The organism is Mucilaginibacter daejeonensis (assembly GCF_020783335.1).
In the GTDB taxonomy this organism is placed as follows: Bacteria; Bacteroidota; Bacteroidia; order Sphingobacteriales; family Sphingobacteriaceae; genus Mucilaginibacter; species Mucilaginibacter daejeonensis.
Window position 1 is genome coordinate 3,227,063 of sequence record NZ_CP086068.1, and the last position, 22,673, is coordinate 3,249,735.

23 protein-coding genes are annotated in these 22,673 nt (G+C 49.0%); 9 read left to right on the plus strand and 14 right to left on the minus strand.

Going from position 1 to position 22,673, the window contains the following annotated elements:
- Positions 1-59: 59 nt before the first annotated feature.
- The 3 genes from LLH06_RS13730 to ispE form a co-directional block, all read right to left on the minus strand.
- Positions 60-2,642 carry an alpha-L-arabinofuranosidase C-terminal domain-containing protein gene (locus LLH06_RS13730; RefSeq protein WP_228169861.1) on the minus strand — a complete coding sequence of 861 codons (2,583 nt, stop codon included), beginning with the start codon at positions 2,640-2,642 and terminating at the stop codon, positions 60-62.
- Positions 2,643-2,654: 12 nt separating this feature from the next.
- Positions 2,655-3,716 carry a glycoside hydrolase family 43 protein gene (locus tag LLH06_RS13735; protein WP_228169862.1) on the minus strand — a complete coding sequence of 354 codons (1,062 nt, stop codon included), beginning with the start codon at positions 3,714-3,716 and terminating at the stop codon, positions 2,655-2,657.
- Positions 3,717-4,026: 310 nt separating this feature from the next.
- A complete protein-coding gene (ispE, locus tag LLH06_RS13740; RefSeq protein ID WP_228169863.1) occupies positions 4,027-4,833 on the minus strand; it encodes a 4-(cytidine 5'-diphospho)-2-C-methyl-D-erythritol kinase in 807 nt (268 codons plus the stop codon).
- A 119-nt stretch (positions 4,834-4,952) separates the two neighbouring features.
- Between ispE and LLH06_RS13745 the strand changes: the two genes are divergently transcribed.
- Positions 4,953-5,774, plus strand: a complete 822-nt coding sequence (locus LLH06_RS13745; protein WP_317206678.1) for a thymidylate synthase — start codon at positions 4,953-4,955, stop codon at positions 5,772-5,774.
- Between the two features lie 9 nt (positions 5,775-5,783).
- Here the strand turns inward: LLH06_RS13745 and LLH06_RS13750 are convergent, their stop codons facing one another.
- Together LLH06_RS13750 and LLH06_RS13755 are read right to left on the minus strand one after the other, a co-directional pair.
- Positions 5,784-6,545: a C40 family peptidase gene (locus LLH06_RS13750; RefSeq protein ID WP_228169865.1), complete on the minus strand. Its 762-nt coding sequence runs from the start codon at positions 6,543-6,545 to the stop codon at positions 5,784-5,786.
- An 82-nt stretch (positions 6,546-6,627) separates the two neighbouring features.
- On the minus strand, positions 6,628-6,981 hold the full coding sequence (locus LLH06_RS13755) for a 4Fe-4S dicluster domain-containing protein (RefSeq protein ID WP_228169866.1): 354 nt from the start codon (positions 6,979-6,981) through the stop codon (positions 6,628-6,630).
- 111 nt (positions 6,982-7,092) lie between these two features.
- Here LLH06_RS13755 and LLH06_RS13760 point away from each other — a divergent pair, with 111 nt between their 5' ends.
- The 8 genes from LLH06_RS13760 (at position 7,093) to LLH06_RS13795 (ending at position 14,497) form a co-directional block, all read left to right on the plus strand.
- Positions 7,093-8,115 (plus strand): acyl-CoA reductase, encoded by a 1,023-nt coding sequence (locus LLH06_RS13760; protein ID WP_228169867.1) that lies wholly within the window; start codon positions 7,093-7,095, stop codon positions 8,113-8,115.
- Between the two features lie 21 nt (positions 8,116-8,136).
- Complete coding sequence (locus LLH06_RS13765) at positions 8,137-8,340, plus strand: fructose-6-phosphate aldolase (RefSeq protein ID WP_228169868.1); 204 nt, start codon at positions 8,137-8,139, stop codon at positions 8,338-8,340.
- A gap of 6 nt (positions 8,341-8,346) precedes the next feature.
- Positions 8,347-9,030 carry a cell division ATP-binding protein FtsE gene (locus tag LLH06_RS13770; RefSeq protein ID WP_228169869.1) on the plus strand — a complete coding sequence of 228 codons (684 nt, stop codon included), beginning with the start codon at positions 8,347-8,349 and terminating at the stop codon, positions 9,028-9,030.
- Positions 9,031-9,216: 186 nt separating this feature from the next.
- Positions 9,217-9,807: a nucleotide exchange factor GrpE gene (locus LLH06_RS13775; protein WP_228169870.1), complete on the plus strand. Its 591-nt coding sequence runs from the start codon at positions 9,217-9,219 to the stop codon at positions 9,805-9,807.
- 97 nt (positions 9,808-9,904) lie between these two features.
- The gene (gene dnaJ, locus LLH06_RS13780) at positions 9,905-11,074 is read left to right on the plus strand and encodes a molecular chaperone DnaJ (RefSeq protein ID WP_228169871.1); all 1,170 of its coding nucleotides are present in this window, start codon (positions 9,905-9,907) and stop codon (positions 11,072-11,074) included.
- A 257-nt stretch (positions 11,075-11,331) separates the two neighbouring features.
- A complete protein-coding gene (locus LLH06_RS13785) occupies positions 11,332-12,237 on the plus strand; it encodes an ABC transporter ATP-binding protein (protein ID WP_228169872.1) in 906 nt (301 codons plus the stop codon).
- A 2-nt stretch (positions 12,238-12,239) separates the two neighbouring features.
- Positions 12,240-13,490 carry an ABC transporter permease gene (locus LLH06_RS13790; protein ID WP_228169873.1) on the plus strand — a complete coding sequence of 417 codons (1,251 nt, stop codon included), beginning with the start codon at positions 12,240-12,242 and terminating at the stop codon, positions 13,488-13,490.
- Positions 13,491-13,561: 71 nt separating this feature from the next.
- Complete coding sequence (locus LLH06_RS13795; protein ID WP_228169874.1) at positions 13,562-14,497, plus strand: Ppx/GppA phosphatase family protein; 936 nt, start codon at positions 13,562-13,564, stop codon at positions 14,495-14,497.
- A 40-nt stretch (positions 14,498-14,537) separates the two neighbouring features.
- On the opposite strand, the gene LLH06_RS13800 is transcribed toward LLH06_RS13795, so the two are convergent.
- From LLH06_RS13800 to LLH06_RS13840, 9 genes are all read right to left on the minus strand, one after another.
- Complete coding sequence (locus LLH06_RS13800; RefSeq protein ID WP_228169875.1) at positions 14,538-15,212, minus strand: carboxypeptidase-like regulatory domain-containing protein; 675 nt, start codon at positions 15,210-15,212, stop codon at positions 14,538-14,540.
- Positions 15,213-15,247: 35 nt separating this feature from the next.
- Complete coding sequence (locus LLH06_RS13805; RefSeq protein ID WP_228169876.1) at positions 15,248-15,820, minus strand: Maf family protein; 573 nt, start codon at positions 15,818-15,820, stop codon at positions 15,248-15,250.
- Positions 15,821-15,918: 98 nt separating this feature from the next.
- Positions 15,919-16,431: a KdsC family phosphatase gene (locus LLH06_RS13810; protein ID WP_228169877.1), complete on the minus strand. Its 513-nt coding sequence runs from the start codon at positions 16,429-16,431 to the stop codon at positions 15,919-15,921.
- A gap of 67 nt (positions 16,432-16,498) precedes the next feature.
- The gene (gene iscX / locus LLH06_RS13815; RefSeq protein WP_228169878.1) at positions 16,499-16,741 is read right to left on the minus strand and encodes a Fe-S cluster assembly protein IscX; all 243 of its coding nucleotides are present in this window, start codon (positions 16,739-16,741) and stop codon (positions 16,499-16,501) included.
- A 34-nt stretch (positions 16,742-16,775) separates the two neighbouring features.
- Complete coding sequence (locus tag LLH06_RS13820; RefSeq protein WP_228169879.1) at positions 16,776-17,108, minus strand: 2Fe-2S iron-sulfur cluster-binding protein; 333 nt, start codon at positions 17,106-17,108, stop codon at positions 16,776-16,778.
- A gap of 34 nt (positions 17,109-17,142) precedes the next feature.
- Complete coding sequence (locus tag LLH06_RS13825; RefSeq protein WP_228169880.1) at positions 17,143-17,910, minus strand: Rossmann-like and DUF2520 domain-containing protein; 768 nt, start codon at positions 17,908-17,910, stop codon at positions 17,143-17,145.
- A 70-nt stretch (positions 17,911-17,980) separates the two neighbouring features.
- Positions 17,981-20,440, minus strand: coding sequence for a cytochrome c biogenesis protein CcsA (gene ccsA, locus LLH06_RS13830; RefSeq protein ID WP_228169881.1), 2,460 nt, complete (start codon positions 20,438-20,440; stop codon positions 17,981-17,983).
- Between the two features lie 5 nt (positions 20,441-20,445).
- Positions 20,446-20,856 carry a cytochrome c maturation protein CcmE domain-containing protein gene (locus LLH06_RS13835; RefSeq protein WP_228169882.1) on the minus strand — a complete coding sequence of 137 codons (411 nt, stop codon included), beginning with the start codon at positions 20,854-20,856 and terminating at the stop codon, positions 20,446-20,448.
- A gap of 89 nt (positions 20,857-20,945) precedes the next feature.
- A complete protein-coding gene (locus LLH06_RS13840; RefSeq protein ID WP_228169883.1) occupies positions 20,946-22,628 on the minus strand; it encodes a T9SS type B sorting domain-containing protein in 1,683 nt (560 codons plus the stop codon).
- Positions 22,629-22,673 lie beyond the last annotated feature (45 nt).

Sequence of the window (22,673 nt, forward strand, 5' to 3'; positions counted from 1 at the left end):
CATCCGGCTTGCCACATCAGTGTAAGCAAAAAGGGTCGCCATGTGGCGACCCTTTTTGCTTATTTGATCTTCATCTTTAGTACCGTGAACGAGTAAGCAGGCAGTTCTACTTCAGATGCATTGTTCAAGGCAATGGTAGAACTGACGGGCCTCGCGCCTTTGTCGGTAGGCTCACCCTGCAGCACGGTCATGGCGGCGGTAGTATTGGCGAGCGTTACATCAGGCATCTCTAACGTCGAATGTACCGACACCGGCAACAGGTTCACCATTTTAATGATCAGGTATTTGTTGCGGCTATCCACCACTACCGATGTGGCTACGCGTTTGCTCACCGCGTCGCGTTGGTCAGATAATACGATGGACGATGGTAAATATATATCGCCTGCGTTTTGCCCGTACAATTGCTGCACATAGTAGTTCACCGTAGGCTTCACTTCGGTATTATTAAAGTAGATGAGGTCGGGCGTCCATTGCGTATGTTTCTCTTTAGCCAACAAGGGTGCGTACGAGGCCATGCTCACCACATCACCGTTACGCTCCAAACTTGTCAGGTACAACGCCTCGGTCAGCGCTACCTCTATGTTGCTGGGGCGGCCAGGTAAATGTGCCGCATATTCGCCCAGGTACACTTTCGAGCGGCTGCGGTCATAGCTATCATAAAAGTCCTGATTTTGAATGAACCAACCTGGCGGCTGGTAATAATGCTCGTCCACCATCGGCACCTTCAGGCGGTCGGCTATCTCCCACCCTTTCTCATAGTCCGATCCTTCCGAAAATGGCCCTACCGTACCGATCACGGTGATCTCGGGGTGCGCCTTTTGCATGGCCTTGTAGATCATAGCGAACCGCTGTTCGAAAACCTCGCTGATCAGATCCTCGTTACCGATACCTACATATTTAAGGTTGAACGGCTTGGGGTGACCGGCCTGCGCACGCAGCTTGCCCCATTTCGAGGTGACCGGTCCGTTGGCGTATTCCACCAGGTCGATCACGTCCTGTATGTACTCGTCCATTTGGTCCATAGGTATGCCACCTTGCTGACCTGCACCACCAGTAGCGGAATTTTGGCAGGATACACCCGCGGCCAATACGGGCACGGGCTGTGCACCAATGTCCTCACAGAACTGGAAGTATTCAAAGTACCCTAAACCAACGCTTTGATGATACCCCCAAAGGTTACGCTGCGGCTTACGGCTCTCCAATGCGCCGATGCTGTTCTTCCAGCGGTAAATGTTGGCCAGTCCATCGCCATGCGCCACGCAACCACCCGGGAAACGAACAAAACGGGGATGAATGTCGGCCACGGTCTGTGCCAGATCTGCCCGTAAGCCGTTCTTATGTCCTTTGAATGTGTTACGCGGAAACAGCGATACCATATCCAACGCCAGTTCTCCCGCAACCATTGGCTTAAGCTCCAGGGATGCCTGCGCACAGTCGGCATCAGGCTTTAAGGCCACGGCGTATGAGGTCCATTTACCCACACCCATGTAGATCACCGAGGTGGCCAGCACCTTACCGGCCGGGTCAACCAATCGCGCTTGTACCTTTTGCGGCTTGCCGTTCAGCACATGACCCATTACCGACAGATCATAGTACTGCCCCTGCTTTACCGCTATGCCATCATAGCCGCTGTTAATCAGTGCGGCACCCGAGTCGGTCACTTTAAGCACGCCGTAATGCGGGTTATTAGCATGTACAGGAGCAACGCTATCTATAGTGAGGGTGGCGCCATTACCTTTCATGTTCCACGAGTGGGTGCTGGTCCAGGTACGGTCACGTCCTTCCTTATCGCTTGGCGTATATTCAAAGTCGCGATTCTGGATCAGTTCGGCATAAAGGCCACCGTCAGCAGCATAGTTCAGATCCTCGAAAAAAACGCCCATGAGCATATCACTGATCGTTTTGGCGCGCTGCGGGTGCAGGGTGATCTTGGCGGTTAGCGGCTTCAGGTCCTTAAAGCGCTGAGCGTCCTGCCCGGCGTTCTCACTATATAAGTTTTGGCGATACTCATTGGCCTGATAAGCATGATCCAGCTTTTCTACCACGCTCCAGGCTACCCGGTGTAACTGGCCGCTTTGGGCTTCATTGTTGATTTGGATGGTGATATTAGTACTGATAACAGCCGGCACCGCTTTGGGGGCAGAATAGTTACGGTTATCAGTACTATTGATCTGATAGTATTGCTTATCGGCATTTAAATACGTGATATGGTACTGCTTCTTTGAGGCATTGTACGTCACGACCGGCTTAGCAAAGGTGTGTCCTTTAGGAAGAAAAGGATACGCCTGAGGCTGCCAGTGAACCAGATCGGCCGACGAAGCATACGCAAAGGCGTTATCGGTATCATTCACGCTGAACACAAGGTGCCAAAGGCCATCGGCACCTTGTAGCAGGTAGGGATCGAACATCCGCTTTTGCGAACCCCAGCGCCCGTAGTCGCTTTTGACGAACCCATAGCCATTGGCCACGTTCACCCAGTGCTGCTTGTCGAGGCTCCAGGCAAATTGCAGACCGTTGTGTGCTCCATTTTTGAGCGTAGCATATGAGAATAAGTAGACCGAATCGGGCGCGCCTACCACGGCTGTATGGGTACCCATGAATGCCAACATGCAGGCAAGGGATAATTTGATCGCTTTCATCATGATCAGTATCATTTAAAATTTCATGTTCAAGCCATACTTATTAGCCAGGCGCTGCGCTTCTTTAGCGGTCACCTGGATCACGGCCGGATGCTTGGGCACCGAGAAATTGGTAGACCGCATCACTCCTTCGTTAAAACGGCCCAGGTTGGTAAAATTTACAAAGTCTGAGGTCTCGCTAAAACCAAAGTTGTGCGGGTTGATGCGATAGATATCATAAATGAGCACCCACTTATTTTGGCCGATGAGCTTGTAAACGGTAGGCGCCTCGCAACCCACGGGCTCAGGATCGTACCATTTGGCATCGTACACGTAGCCGGTATTCACCGAGTCGGACACGGCCTGTTTAACGCCCGAAGTACCATCGTGCGAGGCGTAGAACATGTGATATTTGTTACCCACCTTGGTGATATCGGCATCGATGTAAGGCACGCCATTGGGGTACTCGAACAGCACCTTCGGCAGCGTTTCCATCTTGGTGAAGGCATCGTTCATATAGGTATAATATACCTTTTCCTTACCGGCGCCAAAACGCATGGTGAAGTATAGCATGGTCTTTTTGACGTGATCATCCCAGATCATCTCAGGGGCCCAGGCACAACCAATGTCGGCCAATTGCGGGAACGCCTGGTCCACCCTCAGCACGGTATGGCTCCAGTTGAGCAGGTCGCGTGAGCGCATAAGCACCAGTCCACGGTTGTTGCCCCAGCCATAAGCCTTGCCATCGCGTTCCCATTGCGTGTTGCGGTAACCTTCCTTTTGTGCAAAAATGTGCAGGTCGGTAAGCGCCATGTAGAACCAATTGTCAGGACCGCGAAAGATATATGGATCACGTATACCTTTTTGCTCGGCAATGGTATCGCCAGCGATGATGGGTTTGGCGTTATTGACATCGGTGAAGCTGCGGCCATCCTTACTCAAGGCCATGTAAAGGCCGTGCGTATCATCCTTGAAATACACCATTAGGTAGGCGCCCATATCCCTTTCGCGGGGCGGCACCATCTTACTTTTTACCACACACGAGGATGCCAAAAGGATCAGCGATAGCGCCGCTGTCCAACATTTTCCGGTATTCATGAAGATCTTATTCGGTTTATATAGGGGCAAGATAATAATAAGTGTCGTTCATACAATTATTATTATCAAAAAATCTGGTTGGTGGTCGGCGAGGTGTTCCGGTTTTCGTCCGGAAGGATCGTTACAGGTGTTACAACGATGTAACAGAATTCCCCAAATTTCCCCATTTTTCAGCATTACGAAATTCGCAAAAACCCAACTTTTTCAAGAAAAACTAACAAGAAGCTAAAATGTAACAGAATCTGTAACACTAAAACATGAAATGTAACAGCAAATGTAACACCTGCAGTTACCCGGTCAGCGCCATTAGCTACACGTTGTAGTACAATTTGCAGCTCTTTTGCAAATTTGGCAGATCAGGTATCTCCCCCTCGAACAGCCCAAAAACCGACGCCCCGCTCCCGCTCATGCAAGCGTAAACCGCACCGGCATCATACAATTCTTGCTTAGCTTGTGCGATCACCGGGTAAGCTTTAAAGATGTGGTCCTCAAAGTCATTCTTTAAAGTGTCTTTCCAGGTAGCTACCGGTTTGGTGATCAGCTCTTTTAAAGCCACCGGCGCCGGCTGCGGCCTGATACCGCCATATGCCTCAGCGGTAGAAACATGCACGGGCGGCATCACCAATACGATCTTATAAGCCGATAGGTCAACTTCCACCTGTTCGAACTGATCACCGATACCATACGCCAAGGTAGGCTGGTTACGAATAAAGAACGCGCAATCGGCACCTAAACGGCGGGCGTAATCCTCCATGTCGTCTGCGCTAAGTCCTAAGGTGAACTGACCGTTCATCAACTTGATAAAGAACGCCGCGTCAGACGATCCGCCGCCTAACCCGGCTCCTATCGGAATGTGTTTATGCAGATGGATGGCCACTTTTGGTAGCCGATGGTCTTGCGCAAGCAAGTGATAAGCTTTCAAACACAGGTTGTTATCTGCACTACCGGGTATATCGATGCCAGATGAGGTAAAGCTCATGGTTTCGGCCGGGATCACTTCCAAAGCATCCTGTAGTTTGAGGGGGTAGAAAACGGTCTCAAGGTTATGGTAACCATCGGCACGGCGCTCGGTGATGTGCAGGCCCAGGTTGATCTTGGCATTCGGAAATACGATCATATCATTGTATACAACATGCCATTTTTTGCACATTGGTAGGAAAACCAAAAATGATTCATTTTATTTGTACCCGCAAGCTTTTTTGACCACATGGTCAGCCATACGGCTTGTATCATTCTATGAAGCAATACCACGACCTCATGCGCCATGTGTTGGAGACCGGCGCCCAAAAGCACGATCGTACCGGTACCGGCACTATCAGCGTTTTTGGCTACCAGATGCGCTTTGATCTGCAGCAAGGTTTCCCGCTGGTGACCACCAAAAAACTGCACTTGAGGTCGATCATTCATGAACTGATCTGGTTCCTGAGTGGCGATACCAACATCAAATACCTGAAGGATAACGGTGTACGTATTTGGGATGAGTGGGCCGACGAGAATGGTGACCTGGGCCCTGTGTACGGCTACCAATGGCGCTCTTGGCCAACACCTGATGGCCGCCATATCGACCAGATCAGCCAGGTTGTCAAACAATTAAAGAATAACCCCGACTCTCGCCGCATCATGGTATCGGCCTGGAACGTAGCCGATGTTGACCAGATGGCACTGCCACCCTGCCACAGCTTGTTCCAGTTCTATGTGGCGCCTGCCGATGCCTCAAAGGGAGAAACAAGAGGTAAACTCTCGTGCCAGCTATACCAGCGTAGCGCCGATATATTTTTAGGTGTACCGTTCAATATCGCATCCTATGCCCTGCTCACCATGATGCTGGCCCAGGTATGCGATTTGGAGTATGGAGACTTCATTCACACCTTTGGTGATGCACATATCTACAATAACCATATTGAGCAGGTGAATTTGCAGCTGAGCCGCGAGCCGCGCCCGTTGCCTACCATGCGTATCAACCCAGAGGTAAAGGACATCTTCGCCTTTAAATACGAGGACTTCACCCTGGAGAACTACGACCCGTGGCCACACATCAAAGGTGCGGTAGCGGTATAAGCGGCCGGCTTAAAAGTACCGTTTGATGATGCGCAGTTTGTGCGTATGCTTCTTCAATTCTTCAGAGTAAATACCCTGTCCATCCACCCGGTCGATCTTCACACGACCTGATGCATGGATGATATGCTCATTATCCATCATGATACCCACATGAGTGATGCGGCCCTGCTCGTTATCAAAAAAAGCAAGGTCGCCAGCTTTGGCTTCGGGCAAAAAGTCGACCGTGGTGCCTTGCTCGGCTTGCTGATAGGCATCACGCCTGATCTTGATGCCATGCTGCTTGAACACGTTCTGCGCGAAGCCTGAGCAGTCGATGCCAAAATGCGTACGGCCCCCCCACAAGTAAAAGGTATTCAGGAAGGTCTTCGCGGTAGCGATCAGATCTTCACTCCGCTCTACAAGTTCAGGAATCTCGAAAACCTCGTTATCGATACGGCTGGTGCCGTTCTCAAAGAACGGTAAAGTACATCCGGCCGGCAACAGCATATCGCTACCATCTGAACACCTGCGAGCCACTGTGATCGGGGCGTGGGTCAACACAGGTGCGGCCTGTAGTAACGCTGTGTGATCATCAGCGCTAAGGGTAGTGACCTGTCCTCTGCTAACGTAGCCTTCGTAATCGTCCTGGTCGGTCGCGATCTTTACCCACTCGTCCAACCACTCGATGATCCGGTAGGTCTCCCCAAATAATAATTGGGAGACCTGTTCATAACGGTGAGCCGCCTCACCGCGTATAGGTATGATAGCCAACTGTGCTATGCCGTGTTCCATGCTGCTAATGTATAACTCCTTAGGATAACAAAAAAGGGACACCGATAAGTGTCCCTTTAAATATTTTGATGAAGATCATTGATCAACCTTCGGCGTGTAACCAACCTTTTTTAGCCAATAACTCTTCTTCGGTCTCACGAACGTTCTCATCGTCCACACAGCAATCAACCGGGCAAACGGCAGCACACTGAGGTTCATCGTGGAAACCAACACATTCTGTACACTTGTCAGGAACGATATAATAGATATCGTCTGAAATGGCGGCCTGAGCCTCATCAGCGTTCAGGGTATTGCCATCGCCAAAATCGATAACTCCTTTTAATTCGGTACCATCTGAAAAACGCCACGAAGCACCTGCATCATAGATCGCATTGTTTGGGCATTCAGGCTCACAAGCTCCGCAGTTGATGCATTCATCTGTGATTATTATAGCCATATTATATCTGTATCGTTAAGATCTTATTATTCTGATTAACTTTGCCTTCTTAAAAAGCTTACAAATATAACAAAAAAATCAATTTAGGGTTTCCATACCGGTATCTTATCTATGTCAAAATTGACCACATCATATTTAATTCAAGTATTTACCGAGTTGGGCGCCCGGCTAAGCCAGCCTGATGGGCCCCTGCAACAGCTGGTGATCACGGAGAAGAACCACAACGCCTGGTTCACACCGGAAAGCGTGCAAAAGGCACTTGACGCCCTGTCCGCCCAGCTTAGTAAGGGCAACCTTGAACAATGGCTCTCCGCCTATCAATTTACCGACCATGCTCCAAAGAAGGTCGGACTAATACTGGCCGGCAATATCCCCTTAGTTGGCTTTCATGATGTGTTGTGCGTGCTCATGAGTGGCAACATCGCCCTGATCAAAGCCTCTTCACAAGACGCCAGGCTGATCACTTACCTTTTGAAATTGGCGACCGACATAGAGCCCGAGATCGCACAACGTTACCAAATAGTAGAACGCCTGGAAGGTTTTGATGCCATCATTGCGACCGGAAGTAATAATACCTCACGCTATTTTGAGTACTATTTTGGTAAGGTGCCTAACATCATCCGTAAGAACCGCAATAGCATGGCTGTGCTTACTGGCACTGATACCCGGGAAGATCTTTTCCAGTTAGGCTACGATGTATTTGACTATTATGGCTTAGGCTGCCGCAACGTATCCAAGCTTTTCGTGCCAAAGGGATATGACCTGACGTTCTTTTTTGAGTCGATACAGGATCATTACTCGGTATCTCAACATCATAAATACCATAATAACTACGATTACAACAAGTCGATATACCTCGTCAATCGCGACAAACACTTCGACAACGGCTTTTTGCTGGTGAAGGAAGACGAGCGCATGACCTCTCCGCTCGCGGTATTGTTTTATGAGGAATACGAGAGCATCGCTGAGCTGGAACAAAAGCTTGCCGAGCAAAGCGATCAGATCCAGTGTATCGTTACCAACGCTGACCTGCAGGCGAATAACCAAGTGGTAAGCTTTGGCCAAAGCCAGTGCCCGGCGCTATGGGAATACGCCGACGGAATTGATACGATGCGTTTCTTGGCAGATCTTTAATTTTACGTACTTTTGAAAGGGATGTATATCATCAAAGTAAAAGGCGTTGCCAAGATACCCGATTACGTGCAATTGCGCGACGAGCAGTTCACCTTATTGGCCTACTTCAGGGTGGATCGTCCTGAAAAATCTTTAGATAAGATTGGTCTTGGCGAGCATGCCGAACACATCATGAAACTGGTACAGGAGCTTCCGTTCGGCCAGATCCTGAAACTTGAATTATAAGCACAAATGATAGGAAATAGCATCATAAAACTGCGGAATGTTGACATTTTTCAACAAAAACACCTCGTTCTGTCAGATGTGAACTTACATATCGATAAGGGGGATTTTGTTTGGCTGATCGGCCAAACAGGATCCGGTAAAAGTAGCTTGCTTAAAGTGATCTACGGTGACCTCAACATCGCCAATGGTGAAGGCCATGCGGGCGGTTATGACCTCAAGAAACTGGCCAGCAAGGATATCCCCTACCTGCGCCGCAAGCTGGGCATCGTTTTCCAGGATTTTCAGTTACTGACCGATCGTACCATTGAGCAGAACCTTCTTTTTGTGATGAAGGCTACCGGCTGGAAAGATAAACAATTGATAGCAGAGCGTATCCGTGATGTGTTGGAAAAAGTAGGCCTGCGCTCAAAGATCAAAAAGATGCCTCATGAACTTTCGGGTGGTGAGCAACAACGGGTGGTGATCGCCCGTGCGTTGCTGAACGACCCAGAGATCATTTTGGCCGATGAGCCTACCGGTAACTTGGACCCCGACACATCTGAAGAGATAGTGATGCTATTGAAACAGATCAGCCAGGGCGGTACGGCAGTCCTGATCGCCACACATGATTACCATATCATCCGCGCCTTCCCTTCACGCATTATCAAATGCGAATCGGGCAAGGTGTTGGAGGACGTGCAGATAGCTTAGTTAGCAGCAGTCTTGAGTTGCAGCGGCAGTCGTGACCATACAATCGCTGCTACTGCCACTCAAAACTGCCATCTGCGACATCTACACGACAAAACAGCCTATTTTTTGAGAATGTACTGACAGCCTGACCGCATTGCGGCAATGGCAAGGTACTTGTTTTGCAGTATCATCATGAACTTTAACGACATGTTTAATAAAAATAAGAAGCAGGAAACACCTCAGACCGAGGAGGTGAACGACATGAACAACGAAGCCGTTAACCCTGATACTGACGCCGAGAACCCTTTGGCCGATGAATTGAATGCCGGTGCAGAGGAAGTAAAGGTATCGCCTGAAAGCAAATTGAAGGAAGACCTGGCCCAGGCCAACGATAAATACCTGCGCCTGTATGCCGAATTCGACAATTTTAAACGCCGCACATCTAAGGAGCGTGTAGAACTGTTGCAAACCGCCGGTAAAGAGGTCATCGTATCGTTACTGCCTGTGTTGGATGATTTTGAACGTGCCATTAAAGCGATGGAGACCGCGCAGGATGTTGCTGCCGTTAAAGAAGGTGTGACATTAGTACAGTCAAAACTAAAGAACATCCTGACCCAAAAAGGCTTGAAAGAGATGGAAGCCAAAGGTACTGCCTTTGATGCCGATATACATGAAGCGATCACCAACATCCCTGCTCCTACTGATGACCTTAAAGGCAAAGTAGTTGATGAGCTGGAGAAAGGCTACTACCTGAATGACAAGGTAGTTCGTTTTGCTAAAGTTGTAGTAGGCGCATAATACAGATCAAAATAGTTATTAGTTATGCGGGTTGCGGATAGCTGCGAAGCTAACCACCAACTCAATGACCCAATAACATAATAACCCCCTAATAAAAATGGCAAAGAGAGATTATTACGACGTATTGGGCGTACAGCGCGGGGCCAGCGAGGACGATATCAAGAAAGCCTACCGTAAGATGGCCATCAAATATCACCCGGATAAGAACCCGGGCGATAAAGCCGCTGAGGAAAGCTTTAAAGAGGCTGCCGAGGCTTACGAGGTTTTGAGCAAGCCTGACAAGCGCCAACGTTACGATCAGTTCGGCCATGCGGCAAATGCCGGATCGGCAAGTGGTGGTTACGGCGGTGCAGGCGGCATGAATATGGACGACATATTCAGCCAGTTCGGCGATATATTTGGCGGTGGCGGTAGTCCGTTCGAAAGCTTTTTTGGCGGTGGCGGCGGTGGTCGTCAGCAAGGTGGCCGCAGGGTGGCCCGCGGTAGCAACCTGCGCATCAAAGTTCGCTTGACACTCGAAGAGATCGCTAATGGCGTTGAGAAGAAGATCAAAGTGAACAAGCAAGTTCCTTGTACCACTTGTGACGGCTCTGGCGCTAAAGACAAGAACTCAGTAAGCACTTGTAAGACCTGTGGTGGCTCAGGAGCGGTACGCCGTGTGACCAACACCATATTAGGCCAGATGCAAACCACCAGCACCTGCCCTACCTGTAATGGTGAAGGACAGACCATCACCTCGAAATGTAACCATTGCCATGGCGATGGTGTGATCCGTGGTGAAGAGACCATCACCATCAATATACCTGCCGGTGTGGCCGAAGGTATGCAATTGAGCATGGGCGGTAAAGGTAACGCTGCGCCAAGGGGCGGCGTACCGGGTGATCTGATCATCCTGATCGAGGAGATACCGCACGAGACCCTTAAACGCGATGGCAACAATGTGATCTATGATATGCACATCAACTTTGTGGATGCCGCTTTAGGCACAAGCGTTGAGGTACCTACCATTGATGGTAAGGCCAAGATCAAGATCGATGCCGGAACGCAAAGCGGCAAGATCCTGCGCTTAAAAGGCAAAGGTGTGCCCGAAGTGAACTCATACCACCGTGGCGACCAGCTGATCCACATTAACATATGGACGCCTAAGGCCCTGAGCCGTGAGGAGCGCGACCTGTTGGAGAAATTGCAGAACTCGCCTAACTTCAAACCTAACCCGGGTAAGAACGAGAAAAGCTTTTTCGAACGGATGAAAGAGTACTTTGAATAGTACAATCAAGATCGCATAAGTAAAAAAGTGAAAATAGATCAAAGCCTGAGTACCTCGTGTTCTCAGGCTTTTTTTGTTATATTTAAACGCCGACGCTCCTAATGACACCCAGGAAATTCGGTCGCCGCAGGCATTGTCACCACACACTTCGACCCAAGCTAATGATCTTTGTAAGAACTTTAGAGATACTTGTAACATACTGAACAAGCATTCATCTAACATTCAAATCATAATTTACTGACCCTACCCTATTACCCATGCTTAGCATTCGCAACATTGTTAAACAATACGCCGGTCACCGCGCGTTAGACGATGTGAGCCTTGAGGTTACCGGCGGACAAATATTTGGCCTGCTTGGGCCCAATGGCGCCGGGAAGACCTCGCTCATCCGTATCATTAACCAGATCACCGCGCCCGACTCGGGCGAAGTATATTTTGCCGGTGAAAAACTCAACCAAGGTCATATCGAGCGCATCGGCTACATGCCTGAAGAACGCGGTCTCTACAAAAAGATGGCCATTGGCGAGCAGATCGTTTACTTGGCGCGCTTAAAAGGCCTGAGCAAGGCCGAGGCCACCCGCCGCATCAAATACTGGTTCGAGAAACTGGAGATACAGGATTGGTGGAATAAAAAGGTAGAGGAGCTGTCGAAAGGCATGCAGCAAAAAGCTCAGTTCGTGGCCACCGTACTGCACGAGCCTGACCTGATCATTTTAGATGAGCCATTTAGTGGCTTTGACCCGGTGAACGCTGAGGTGATCAAGAACGAGATCTTGGAGCTGAACCGTAAAGGCGCAACTATCCTTTTTTCGACCCACCGTATGGAATCGGTCGAGGAGCTATGTAACTCTATCGCACTCATCCACCGCTCACATAAGATACTGGACGGCCGCGTGAAAGACATCCGCAATTCATATCGCGACAATACCTACCTGATCGAGTACAGCGGTCAGCAACTGAACTTTGACGGTTCGCAACCTTTTACGGTACTGGCCTCAGGTACTGATGAGGAAAAGAACAGCCTGCGCCTTAGATTGAATGATGGTACCACGGCTAATGATGTGCTGCAGTACCTGATCCCCCGCGCATCGATAAGCCACCTGCAGGAAGTGATACCGAGTGTTAACGAGATATTTATTCAGAACGTGAATCAGAAAGGATAGCCATGAACAAAGTTTTACTCATCATACAACGCGAGTACCTCTCGAGGGTACGCAAAAAAGCTTTCGTGATCACCACCTTGCTGGTGCCCACCCTTATACTGGCCATGTACGGCATCATGTACCTGGTAGGCAAAAACAATTCCGAACTTACTGAGACCCGCACCGTACGCATAGTCGACGAGAGCGGCGCCTATGCCAAGAAGTTCGTTGACAAAAAGAACATTCATTTTGTGGACGCCAATGCACCACTTGCCAAGGAAAAAAGCGGGTTGAAAAGTCACGCGAACGATATGTTGCTGATCATCCCGGCAGATGTGATAACTAAGAGCAATGTTCAATTGCTATCGGCCAAAAAGCCAAACATCATGATCAACGCCGAGATCGAGAAGCAGATGAACCTCATCGCTACCAACAACAGCATGATCGAGGCAGGTATAGATACGGCCAAACTAAATCACATTCGCACTAACATATCGGTATCAGCCAAAGAACTGACCGATAAAGGCGAATCGGAATCAAGCATTGGCGCTGCTTATGGTGCAGGCGTGGCCGGCGCTATACTGATCTATATGTCGCTCTTTATTTACGGTGCCCAGGTGATGCGCGGTGTGATCGAGGAAAAGACCAACCGCATCATCGAGGTGATCGTATCGTCGGTAAAGCCATTCCAACTTATGCTGGGCAAGATCATTGGCGTGGCGTTGGTAAGCCTTACGCAGTTCCTGCTGTGGATCGGGCTAACGGTGGCGGTGAGCTATTTGGCAAAGGAGTACTTTAACTCGCCGCAAAGCCCTATGCTGGGCATCTTAGCCAGCTTAAAGACTATCCCGTTCGGCTATATGATAGTTTGCTTTCTGTTCTACTTCCTGAGCGGCTTTTTGCTTTACAGTGCTTTATTTGCAGCCGTAGGCTCGGCGGTAGACAGTGAGACCGAGACCCAACAGTTCATGTTCCCGATCACAATGCCGTTACTGTTCACTTACATTTTATCCGTAAGCTTTTTGGCTCAGGCACCTGATAGCAGCTTGGCGTTCTGGCTATCGGTAGTGCCATTCACGGCACCGGTGGCTATGATGGTGCGCTTGCCTTTTGATGTACCTGGTTGGCAATTGGCACTGTCCATGAGCCTCATGGTGATAGGCTTCCTCTTCACTACCTGGGTGGCCTCGCGCATTTACCGTGTAGGTATATTGATGTACGGCAAAAAAGCCAGCTATGGCGAACTGGTGAAGTGGTTCTTCTATAAAGAGTAATAAGCTCGTCAGCTTTGATCGGTCCCCGTAATTTGCCAAAACATTTTACGGGGATCTTTTATTTTAGAGGCATGCTCAATAACCGCGTAGCCGTGATGGATCTTGGCACTAACACCTTCCACCTCCTCATTGCCGAACCCGATACTGATACCTTTTTTAAACAGATACAACATGACCATGTAGGCGTTAAACTGGGCGAAGGAGGCATTAATGAAGGCACTATCAAACCTGAAGCCTATCGACGCGGTATAGATACACTCATCGCGTTTCAAAGGTCTATCGAGAAGCATGGGGTCAGCAAAGTGAAGGCCATCGGTACATCGGCCATGCGGAGCGCCAGCAACGGCGGCCAGTTCATGGATGAGGTAAGAGAGCGCACAGGTATCCAGATCGAGACCATTAGCGGCGAAACCGAAGCCGGATATATTTACCAGGGCGTAAAAGCGTCAGGGTGTTTGACCGACAGCAAGAGCCTGATCGTGGATATTGGTGGCGGTAGTGTGGAGTTCATCCTCTGTACTCGTGAGGAGGTGCTTTATAAGCAGAGCTTCGAGATCGGTGCAGCACGCTTAATGTCAAAATTTCATCGGAACGACCCGATCACTCGTGACCAGGTCACTGAGATGCATACTTACCTTGATCAAATGCTTGCACCACTTTTTGACGCGGTGAACGGTCACGACCTGCATGGTATCATTGGCTCCTCAGGTGCATTTGAGACGTTCGCCGAACTGGCCGAAGCAAAAAACGGCCGCACGTTCGATCTCAAGCTAACGCCAACTTACACTTTTGATCTGGCCGACCTGACCACTATCACTGAGCATCTTATACACTCTGACCATGAACAACGCGCGGCTACCAAAGGCATTATTGAAGTGCGTGTGGACATGATCGTAGTGGCCTCGCTACTGACGCGCTACCTGATCAGCAAATTGGGTGTCAATGAAGCTTCGATGACCGCTTATTCACTGAAAGAAGGGGTACTGGCGGAGCTATTCGGGAAATGACCTGCTGACCTGTTAAAGCTCATTGGCCGTCCAGAGGTCATCATCTATTAGTTACTTGAGTAACAACGACCTCTCCCAATACAGAGGCTTTCATCTCAAGCGTTAGTGATCTGCTTTTTCTAAGCTTTCGCACCGGCAGCTCTTTGTTCTCAAACCCTATATACCTGAATTGCAGGATATCGTCTTCAGAATTGACAAAAAGCGAGAACTTGCCTTGTGCATCGGTCGTTGCAAAGGCTTTGGATCCTTTTACATTGATGCTGACCCCTACAAGTGCTTGTTTATCATGATCGACCACCGTGCCACTGATCACCTTCGAACTTGTGGTATCAGCGTTCGGTAAAATGTCTAATCGTTTGGGTGCCACAGGGTGCTGTTCGGTCGAATAAGCCGGCTTAGCCACGGCAGCAGAGTAGCTGAACAAAGCCGCAAGACCAGCAGCTATTCTCAACACCGAAGTAAAGAGACCGGAGCGAGGAGCCGCAGGTTGAACGTAAGTGTTTAGCCTTGCCAGCTGCTCTTTATTGATGTTACCGCAGATCTTGCCACCAGAGCTTAATAGGGACAAGATCTGGCCATCGGTCATGGCACGCATATCGATCACCGTTTTTTGGCAGTTGTGGCAATATCTACCCTGCTGGTGATCGTCCATATCATCCCACTCCTGCTGGCAGGGTTCGGGGATAGAGATGTTATGCATTGGTGCTCTTTTCATCAAGAACACTAAGATAGTAGTTTACAAATAAGTTGCTATTGTTTAGCAAGTTTTAATAACTGCTGATATACCTTCTCGGTGGGTAGCCCTACCACGTTGGTGTACGAGCCCTCGATGCGTTGGATACCAGTGATCCCTACCCATTCTTGTATACCGTATGAACCGGCCTTGTCAAATGGCTTGTAACGTTCCACATAAGTGGTGATCTCGTTATCGGTCAATGTACGGAAGAACACCTCTGATACATCATGGAACAGGTTATAACGGCCTTTGTAGAAGATGCAAACGCCAGTGACAACTCTATGTACCCTGCCCGAAAGCAGCTTGAGCATCTCAACAGCATGTTGCGCGTCATCAGGCTTACCGAGAATTAGCCCATCAATGGTCACGATCGTATCGGCGGTCAGCACGGCCTCATCGGTCACAGTACCATCGTAAGCTTTGGCTTTTTTTTCGGCTATGTGTATGGCAACTTCTTCCGGGGTCAAACCATCAGGGTAAGATTCGTCCACCTCTTTGAGAACCACCTCAAAGTCAACGTCCATTTGCCTCAGCAGTTCCTGCCTGCGCGGAGATTTGGAAGCCAAAATGATCTTAGGAATAGCCATAGGTTTTTGGTGTTAAGATCCACAGGACATGGACCATATAATTGATATTGAATCGATATTATGAAAATGGGCCATGTGGTATGGCCCATTTATATATTTTACCAGCTGTAAGCCTCAGCACCCATCCATTTGCCCTGGATCTTCAGGGTCTTCTCGATCACGTCGCGGGCGCAGCCACGTCCTCCAGGTAATGGCGATACGTATTCGCAAAGCTCCTTGATCTCTTCGGCGGCGTCGGCCGGACAAACCGGCATGCCTACCTGCTGCATTACGGCAAGATCGGGTATATCATCGCCCATATACATCACTGTCATGGGGCTGATGCCGCGCTCGTTGATGTAGGCTTTAAAGGTATCGGTCTTGATACCGCTACCTAAAAATATGTCTTTAATGCCCAGGGTGGTCAAACGGTGCATGGCGATCTTTGATCGGCTGCCCGATATGGCGCACACATTGTAACCACACTTAACGGCCAACTGCAATGCATAACCGTCCTTGATGTTGAAGGCACGGGTCTGCTCGCCTTGATCGTTCACATAAACTGAGCCATCGGTTAGCACACCATCCACATCAAATATGAAGGTGGTGATGTCTTTGAACTTAGTAAGCAATGTTTTGTAAGATTTTTAACAGATGTAAGATCTTTTAAGAAAACTATCGAACGACCGCTACCGATCGTTATTGATTATCGCGCCACTCGTATACCCATGCCGATTGGATCTGCTCCAGGTGCCCCTCGTTCGATTCTTCACGGGTGCCGGCAAAATTAGGCAGGCTTAACACCCACTCCAACAGGTCAGTAAAGCGGATACGGTATATCCTCGACTCGCCGAACTCATCGCCAAATTTTTCGTAAAGGCCCATGGCGATGTCCTCGTAGTCGTTCCAGTGAATAGGTAATGCAAACTTATCGTTGTTCATGTTCAATTAGATCGTGTTAAACGGTATAGTAAAATTAGTGACCCATAAAGGCCGACTGATCAGGGATCAACACCTCAATGTCGCCATCGATCACCACACACTGGCAGCCCAGTCTTGACGTGATGCGTGGGTTAACGGCGCGGTCAATAAAATCTTCTTCTTTATCTGATATCTCCTGGATGTTATCCATCCCTTTGGTAACATATACATGACAGGTACTGCAGCCGCAAACGCCACCGCAATTATGCTGAAGTTCGATACCATTTTCGAGGCAAACATCCAGTACCGATTCCCCTGCGGCGATCGGCAACTCTACCGGTGCGTGGTCCGGCTCCTCAAAGCTTATCTTAACTTTAAAAATATCCATTTTGGCAAAAGTAACAAAATTACTTAACCTACGTTTAGCCCTGCCCCATTTTGATGATAGCCTGACTTAAGGTCTCGTATATATTTTGCAGGTCGGGCCGATGGACAAGTAACTGCGAATGGGCCTGCATGGTATGCTCGTCATTACGAATCGCAGGGCCGGTTTGCACATTACCAGGCAACTGTTGCTGTACCTTCAAAGCGGTCTCTAAAATAAGCGGCCGTATAAGGTCAAAGCTGATCTGATCGGCAGCTAAAAGCTCTTGTGCCACGTGGTACAAATAATTAGGAAAGTTACAGGCGAACACAGCCGCAAGGTGTAAGGTCTTACGCTGATCAGTGCTGATATCGTAAACATTGTTGCTTATGCTCATGGCCAATTCCCTGATCATTGCATTAAGGTCCTCATAAGCCCCTTCGATGCACATAGGCACCGAACGGAAGTCAACCTCTCGTATCTTGCTGAAGGTTTGCAGAGGGTAAAATACGCCTGCATGCTCGGTATATCTTAAAAGTGTTTTGAGTGGTGTAGCCCCGGATGTATGTACCACCGGAATGCGATATGGAGCAACTGCTTGTGCGGCCTCATCGATCACATCATCCTTGATACTGATGATGAACAGATCTGTGTCGGCATGCAGTTCTGCAAAAGAAGTGACCGGTTGGGCCTTCAAATGATAGGCCAGCAATGCCGCGTTATGTTGGTCGCGACTGTACACCTGCACGATGTGATGCCCGGCATTCTTCAACGCCGCCCCTAAGTGAGTGGCCACGTTACCTGAGCCAATGAGTGTGATACGCATGCTAATGAAATCTTATTTAACATAAAAGCCTGCAACTTTGAGGTTGCAGGCTCTAATTTTAATAGCCTGATCAGCTAACTTTCAATTCCCTATTCCTTCTGAATATCGACATCAGGAAGCCGATCACCATGATGATGGTACCTGACCAGAAGAAGTTGATGTACGGAAAGCTAATAGCCCGCATCACGATGTATGATTTTAAGCGTTCCGGCTGCTGGTATACCATGATCTGGAACTTGTTCTGTTCGGGTATGATCTTCGAGAAACGCACCTTCAACCCAGCATCGGCTATCTTGCGGGCAAAATCGAAGCTGTTTCCATCCTTGATCATGAACACCGGCTCGGCAGTGTATTTGGTATCGTGCGATACGATCTCCAATTGAGCACCTACTGCAACATCATTAGCGGTAAGTTTAATGTCTTGCAAACTCGGCTGCTTGTTCAGGTTACGCAGGATCATATAACCTTCGCGGTAACGAATAGTATCCCCTAAACCCACCTCATAGCTTACCGGCGGGTTGTAATTCTTGTCATCATTACCATGATCATGTTCCTCGGTGGCACCTGCTTCCAGATCTTCCTCGCCTTTGATCGGCGCGGCGGTGATGTGGGTGTAAAGATCATGTAGCAAATAATGCTTGGTATCAGGCGATGAGACCAAACCCATTTTGGCATTGGCCTGCGAATTTGGCTTCAACACAAAATGCTCGGTCAACTTGCCATCTTTATCATACTTCTTATAGTCGACCTTGAAATAATGATTAGGTGCCACCAGCGAATCGCCTACGTAAGTCACTTTGTAACCACCCATATCAACAGGCTGATTCTTGTACAGCATGATGTTCTCACGAGCGTCACCGGCCTTTTCAAAATCTTTCACCTGTATCACGCCGGTCTCGTTTTGCGATACCACTTTACTGGTACCGGCAGCGATCAACGCGCCTACCAACAGCAAGGCAAAACCGATGTGCGCAACGGCCGAACCGGCCAGTTTGAACTTTCCTTTCAGGGCCTCAGCCAATATCTTAGCGTTAGCCAGCACGCCAAATATGGCACCGAACATGGCCAGCCAGAAAACGAACTTCAATTTATATAATCCGCTCACCCAGATCACCACACCGGTTAGCAGTGCAGCGACCACGATGTAAACCAACGTGCTGATGAAAAAGCGGGTGGTGTCGGTCTTTTTGTATTTGAGGAATTGGGTAAAGCCCAGGAACAACGAAATAACGAAAGCGAACGCCGACTCCAGGATATTGTACAACGTAACCGGTTCGGCTGGTGGTGCGATCTTGGTACCAAACATGGCGTTCCAAACCGGTATCGATGTCACGACCACTAATTGCAAGCAAGATAATGCCAGGAACACAGAACCCACAAATACCCAGAACTCGCGTGAGTAGGTCTCTTCTTCTTTTTTAGAGAACGGCAGCTCTTTCCAGCGCCAAACCAGGAAGAAGACCATAATGCCCAAGAAGATCAATACATCGATCACCAAATGCCAGAACATACCCAGGTCGGTAAACGCATGTACCGAGGTCTCACCAAGGATACCACTACGGGTCAGGAACGATGCGTAAAGCACCAGTACGAAGCTCAGCAAGGTGAGCAAGGTTGCGGTAAAGTAGGAATGACCACTATTCTTGTAAACGATCATCACGTGTACAGCGGCGATCAGTACTAACCATGGGATCAGCGATGCGTTCTCTACCGGGTCCCAATTCCAGAAACCGCCAAAGTTAAGCGACTCATAGGCCCAAAAAGAACCCATAATAATACCGGTGCCCAGGATCATAACCGCGAACAGTGCATAAGGGATAGCTGCTGATACCCATTCCTTGTAACGGCGCCGCCATAGGCCAGCCACCGCATAAGCGAACGGCACCACCATGGAGGCAAAGCCAAGGAACAAGGTAGGTGGGTGGATCACCATCCAGTAATTTTGCAGCAACGGGTTCAAGCCGTTACCATCCTTTACATATTTCATGTAGTCAGGACGGCTAAATATCGGTCCTTCGATAGCATCGCGGAGCAAAATGAACGGAGAGCTACCGATGCGCTCGCCCAGGATATTCACACCGATCAGCATCGAGCTCAGCAACACTTGCGATAAGCTGACGATGAACATGACCGGGCGCTCCCATGAGCGGGCTTTTAAGATCAGGATGTTACCCAGCACGGCCTGCCAGAAGGTCCACAGCCAAAAGCTGCCCTCCTGCCCTTCCCAATAGCTGGAAATGATATAGTATACCGGCAATGAGCGCGATGAATGCGCCCATGCGTAATGATACTCAAAAAGATGGTTGTAAATGATATAGAATAGGCAGCAACCTATGGCCACTACCGACAGCGAGTTGATGTAGAAACTCAGGCGGCCCAGCCTGAGCCATGAAAGGTCGAGCTTATCGGTTTGAGTGGTTGCGAAGTAGTAGCTGATAGTGGAGAGCAGCGCGGTACCGAAAGAAAGTATGACAAATAATTGCCCCAGCTGTCCCGGTAAAAGGTGCTCGTCTTGAAAAACTGTATCCATTAAATTTATGTAGTGGCCTGCTTAGCAGTGATCTCGGTGGTTTCTAACTTGTCTTGCGTGTATTTTGACGGACACTTCATCAATATCTTGGAAGCATGGAACTCCCTACCACGCATTTGGCCGGTCAGTACGATCTGCTCCGAGCGTTCAAAATCCTGCGGTTTGGTGCCGGTGAACACTACCTTACATTCCTCGCCTTTGTTATCAAGCATGTAAAAAGAGAAGTAGTTGGCATCCTTGACCGGATCATAATACAACTGTTTGCCTTTGTTCAGATGACCAACGATATGCAGTTCGGTCTCGGTGCCTTTTGCATCACTGAATGAACCGTAAGTGCTTGTGTTAGAGTAGGTACTAACAATGACCGCTATAGCAACGGCGATCACGATAATGCCTAAAATGGAGCTTTTTTTCATGAAGATCTTACCTGCTGTAAAACAATTTACAAAAATACAAAACGATCAGCGAATAAGATCTATTGCAAAGGATATATACTATTTAGAATTTATCTTAATAAAGAAACATAAGAACCCTTGTTCACTTTGTTCTTGTAATAACGGTCAACACCTTCAAATAACCAATAGTAAGTGCCCACCGGTAAGGTGCGCCCGTTGTAGGTACCATCCCAAAAAGCGGTCTTGTCATTGGTGCGATACACCAGGCTACCGTTACGGTCATAAACGCTGACACTACCGAAAGCGATCTCGCCTTCCAGTTTGAGCGTGAACCTGTCGTTCACACCATCACCATTAGGCGTGAATGCGGTGGGCGCACTTACCACGAACGGTGGAGGTGGCTTCACGATCACTGTTACAGGTTTGACCAATTCGCACCCGCCGGAATTGGCTGCTTTCACCCAGTATGTACCGCTTCGCGATATCGTCTCGTAATTATTGATCATGCTGGTGGCTTCCTTGTCGTAATAGTAGGTATAAGTGTAGCCACTTAGCTTTTTGACGGTTTGACCAAGGTCTACTGTGGTAGGGAATACCACCGTAGTGCCGTCCTTCACCGTCAGCTCAGGCTGAGTGATGATCACCTGTACGGGTACAACCGCCTGGCATCCATAAGCGTTCTCTCCTTTGATGTAATAGGTCCCATCCATGGTGACCGCCTCTGGCTTGTAAAGGTACTCGCGGGTATTGGGGTTGGTAAAGTAGGAAAACTTAAGCCCGCTACTACTGCCCGAGGTGACCGATGCGTCCGTAAGGTCCACGCCGATATCAGGGCACCCATAAATAACGGGCAGCGCTTTTACTTTAAAAGCATCGTCGTAAAGCTGTGTGGAGGTGTACAAGGTATCAGTACAACCGATGCCTAGGTAAGGTTCCAATATCACTGCGTAAGTAGTGCCCGGGTCAGGTAACGGGTCAAGTGTCAACGCCTGTCCTGTGCCTTTTTGGGTCTTCAGATCTGCACTGTACCATGTGTAATTGGCAAAGCCAACCGGGGCCAGCAGCGTAATACTGGTTTGATCGCGGCAATACACATTACCGGTAATGCCCGACCCGCAGTCGGAGTCAATGTCGAGGTAAGCGTAGCCAAAATGACCGCCAGGAACGCAGTCGTAAGCGGTGAATTCCAGTCGTACCGTTTTGCCCTGGTACGAGGTCAGGTTGATCGTAGTGGCCGCCCACTTTTTAAAATATACTGAGGTTGGCCGGGTACCACCTATCTGCACGTTGCTCAACTCGAAGCCCGGCAGGCTTGACGATGCCTCGAAGTTGAACGAAGGGCAATCGACATACTTACCATCTGTTACATTGAAAACCTGTGCTGTGAATTTAGGCTGCTGGTTCAACTCATGGGTAGGATTCTGCAACACCACCGCATAATTGAGAATAAGTTTGAACTCACGCCCTTTCGGTATATTGTAAGTGTAGGTAACGCGTGAAGCTTGTCCACCTACCTGCTCATTACCCAGCTTGATCGAGTAGCCACTGCCATTAGGACAAACTTCAGGGAATCCACCGTATTTATCCAACTGCGTGCTGCTTTTGCTGATGATCGTGTGTATAGTAGAGATGGGGTTACTGGGCTCGAGCGGAACGTTAGGCTTTGCGGTACTACTGCCCTTGCGATAAAAGGTCTCCCAGTTAGTGAAGTTACCATCCTCGAACCCGATGTTGGGCGGACACTGGCCATATGCATCGGTAACGATAGCCATGGACAATACGAGAATGATCATTCTGATGAGGTTCACTATACGTAAATGTACAAGTATCGGCCAATA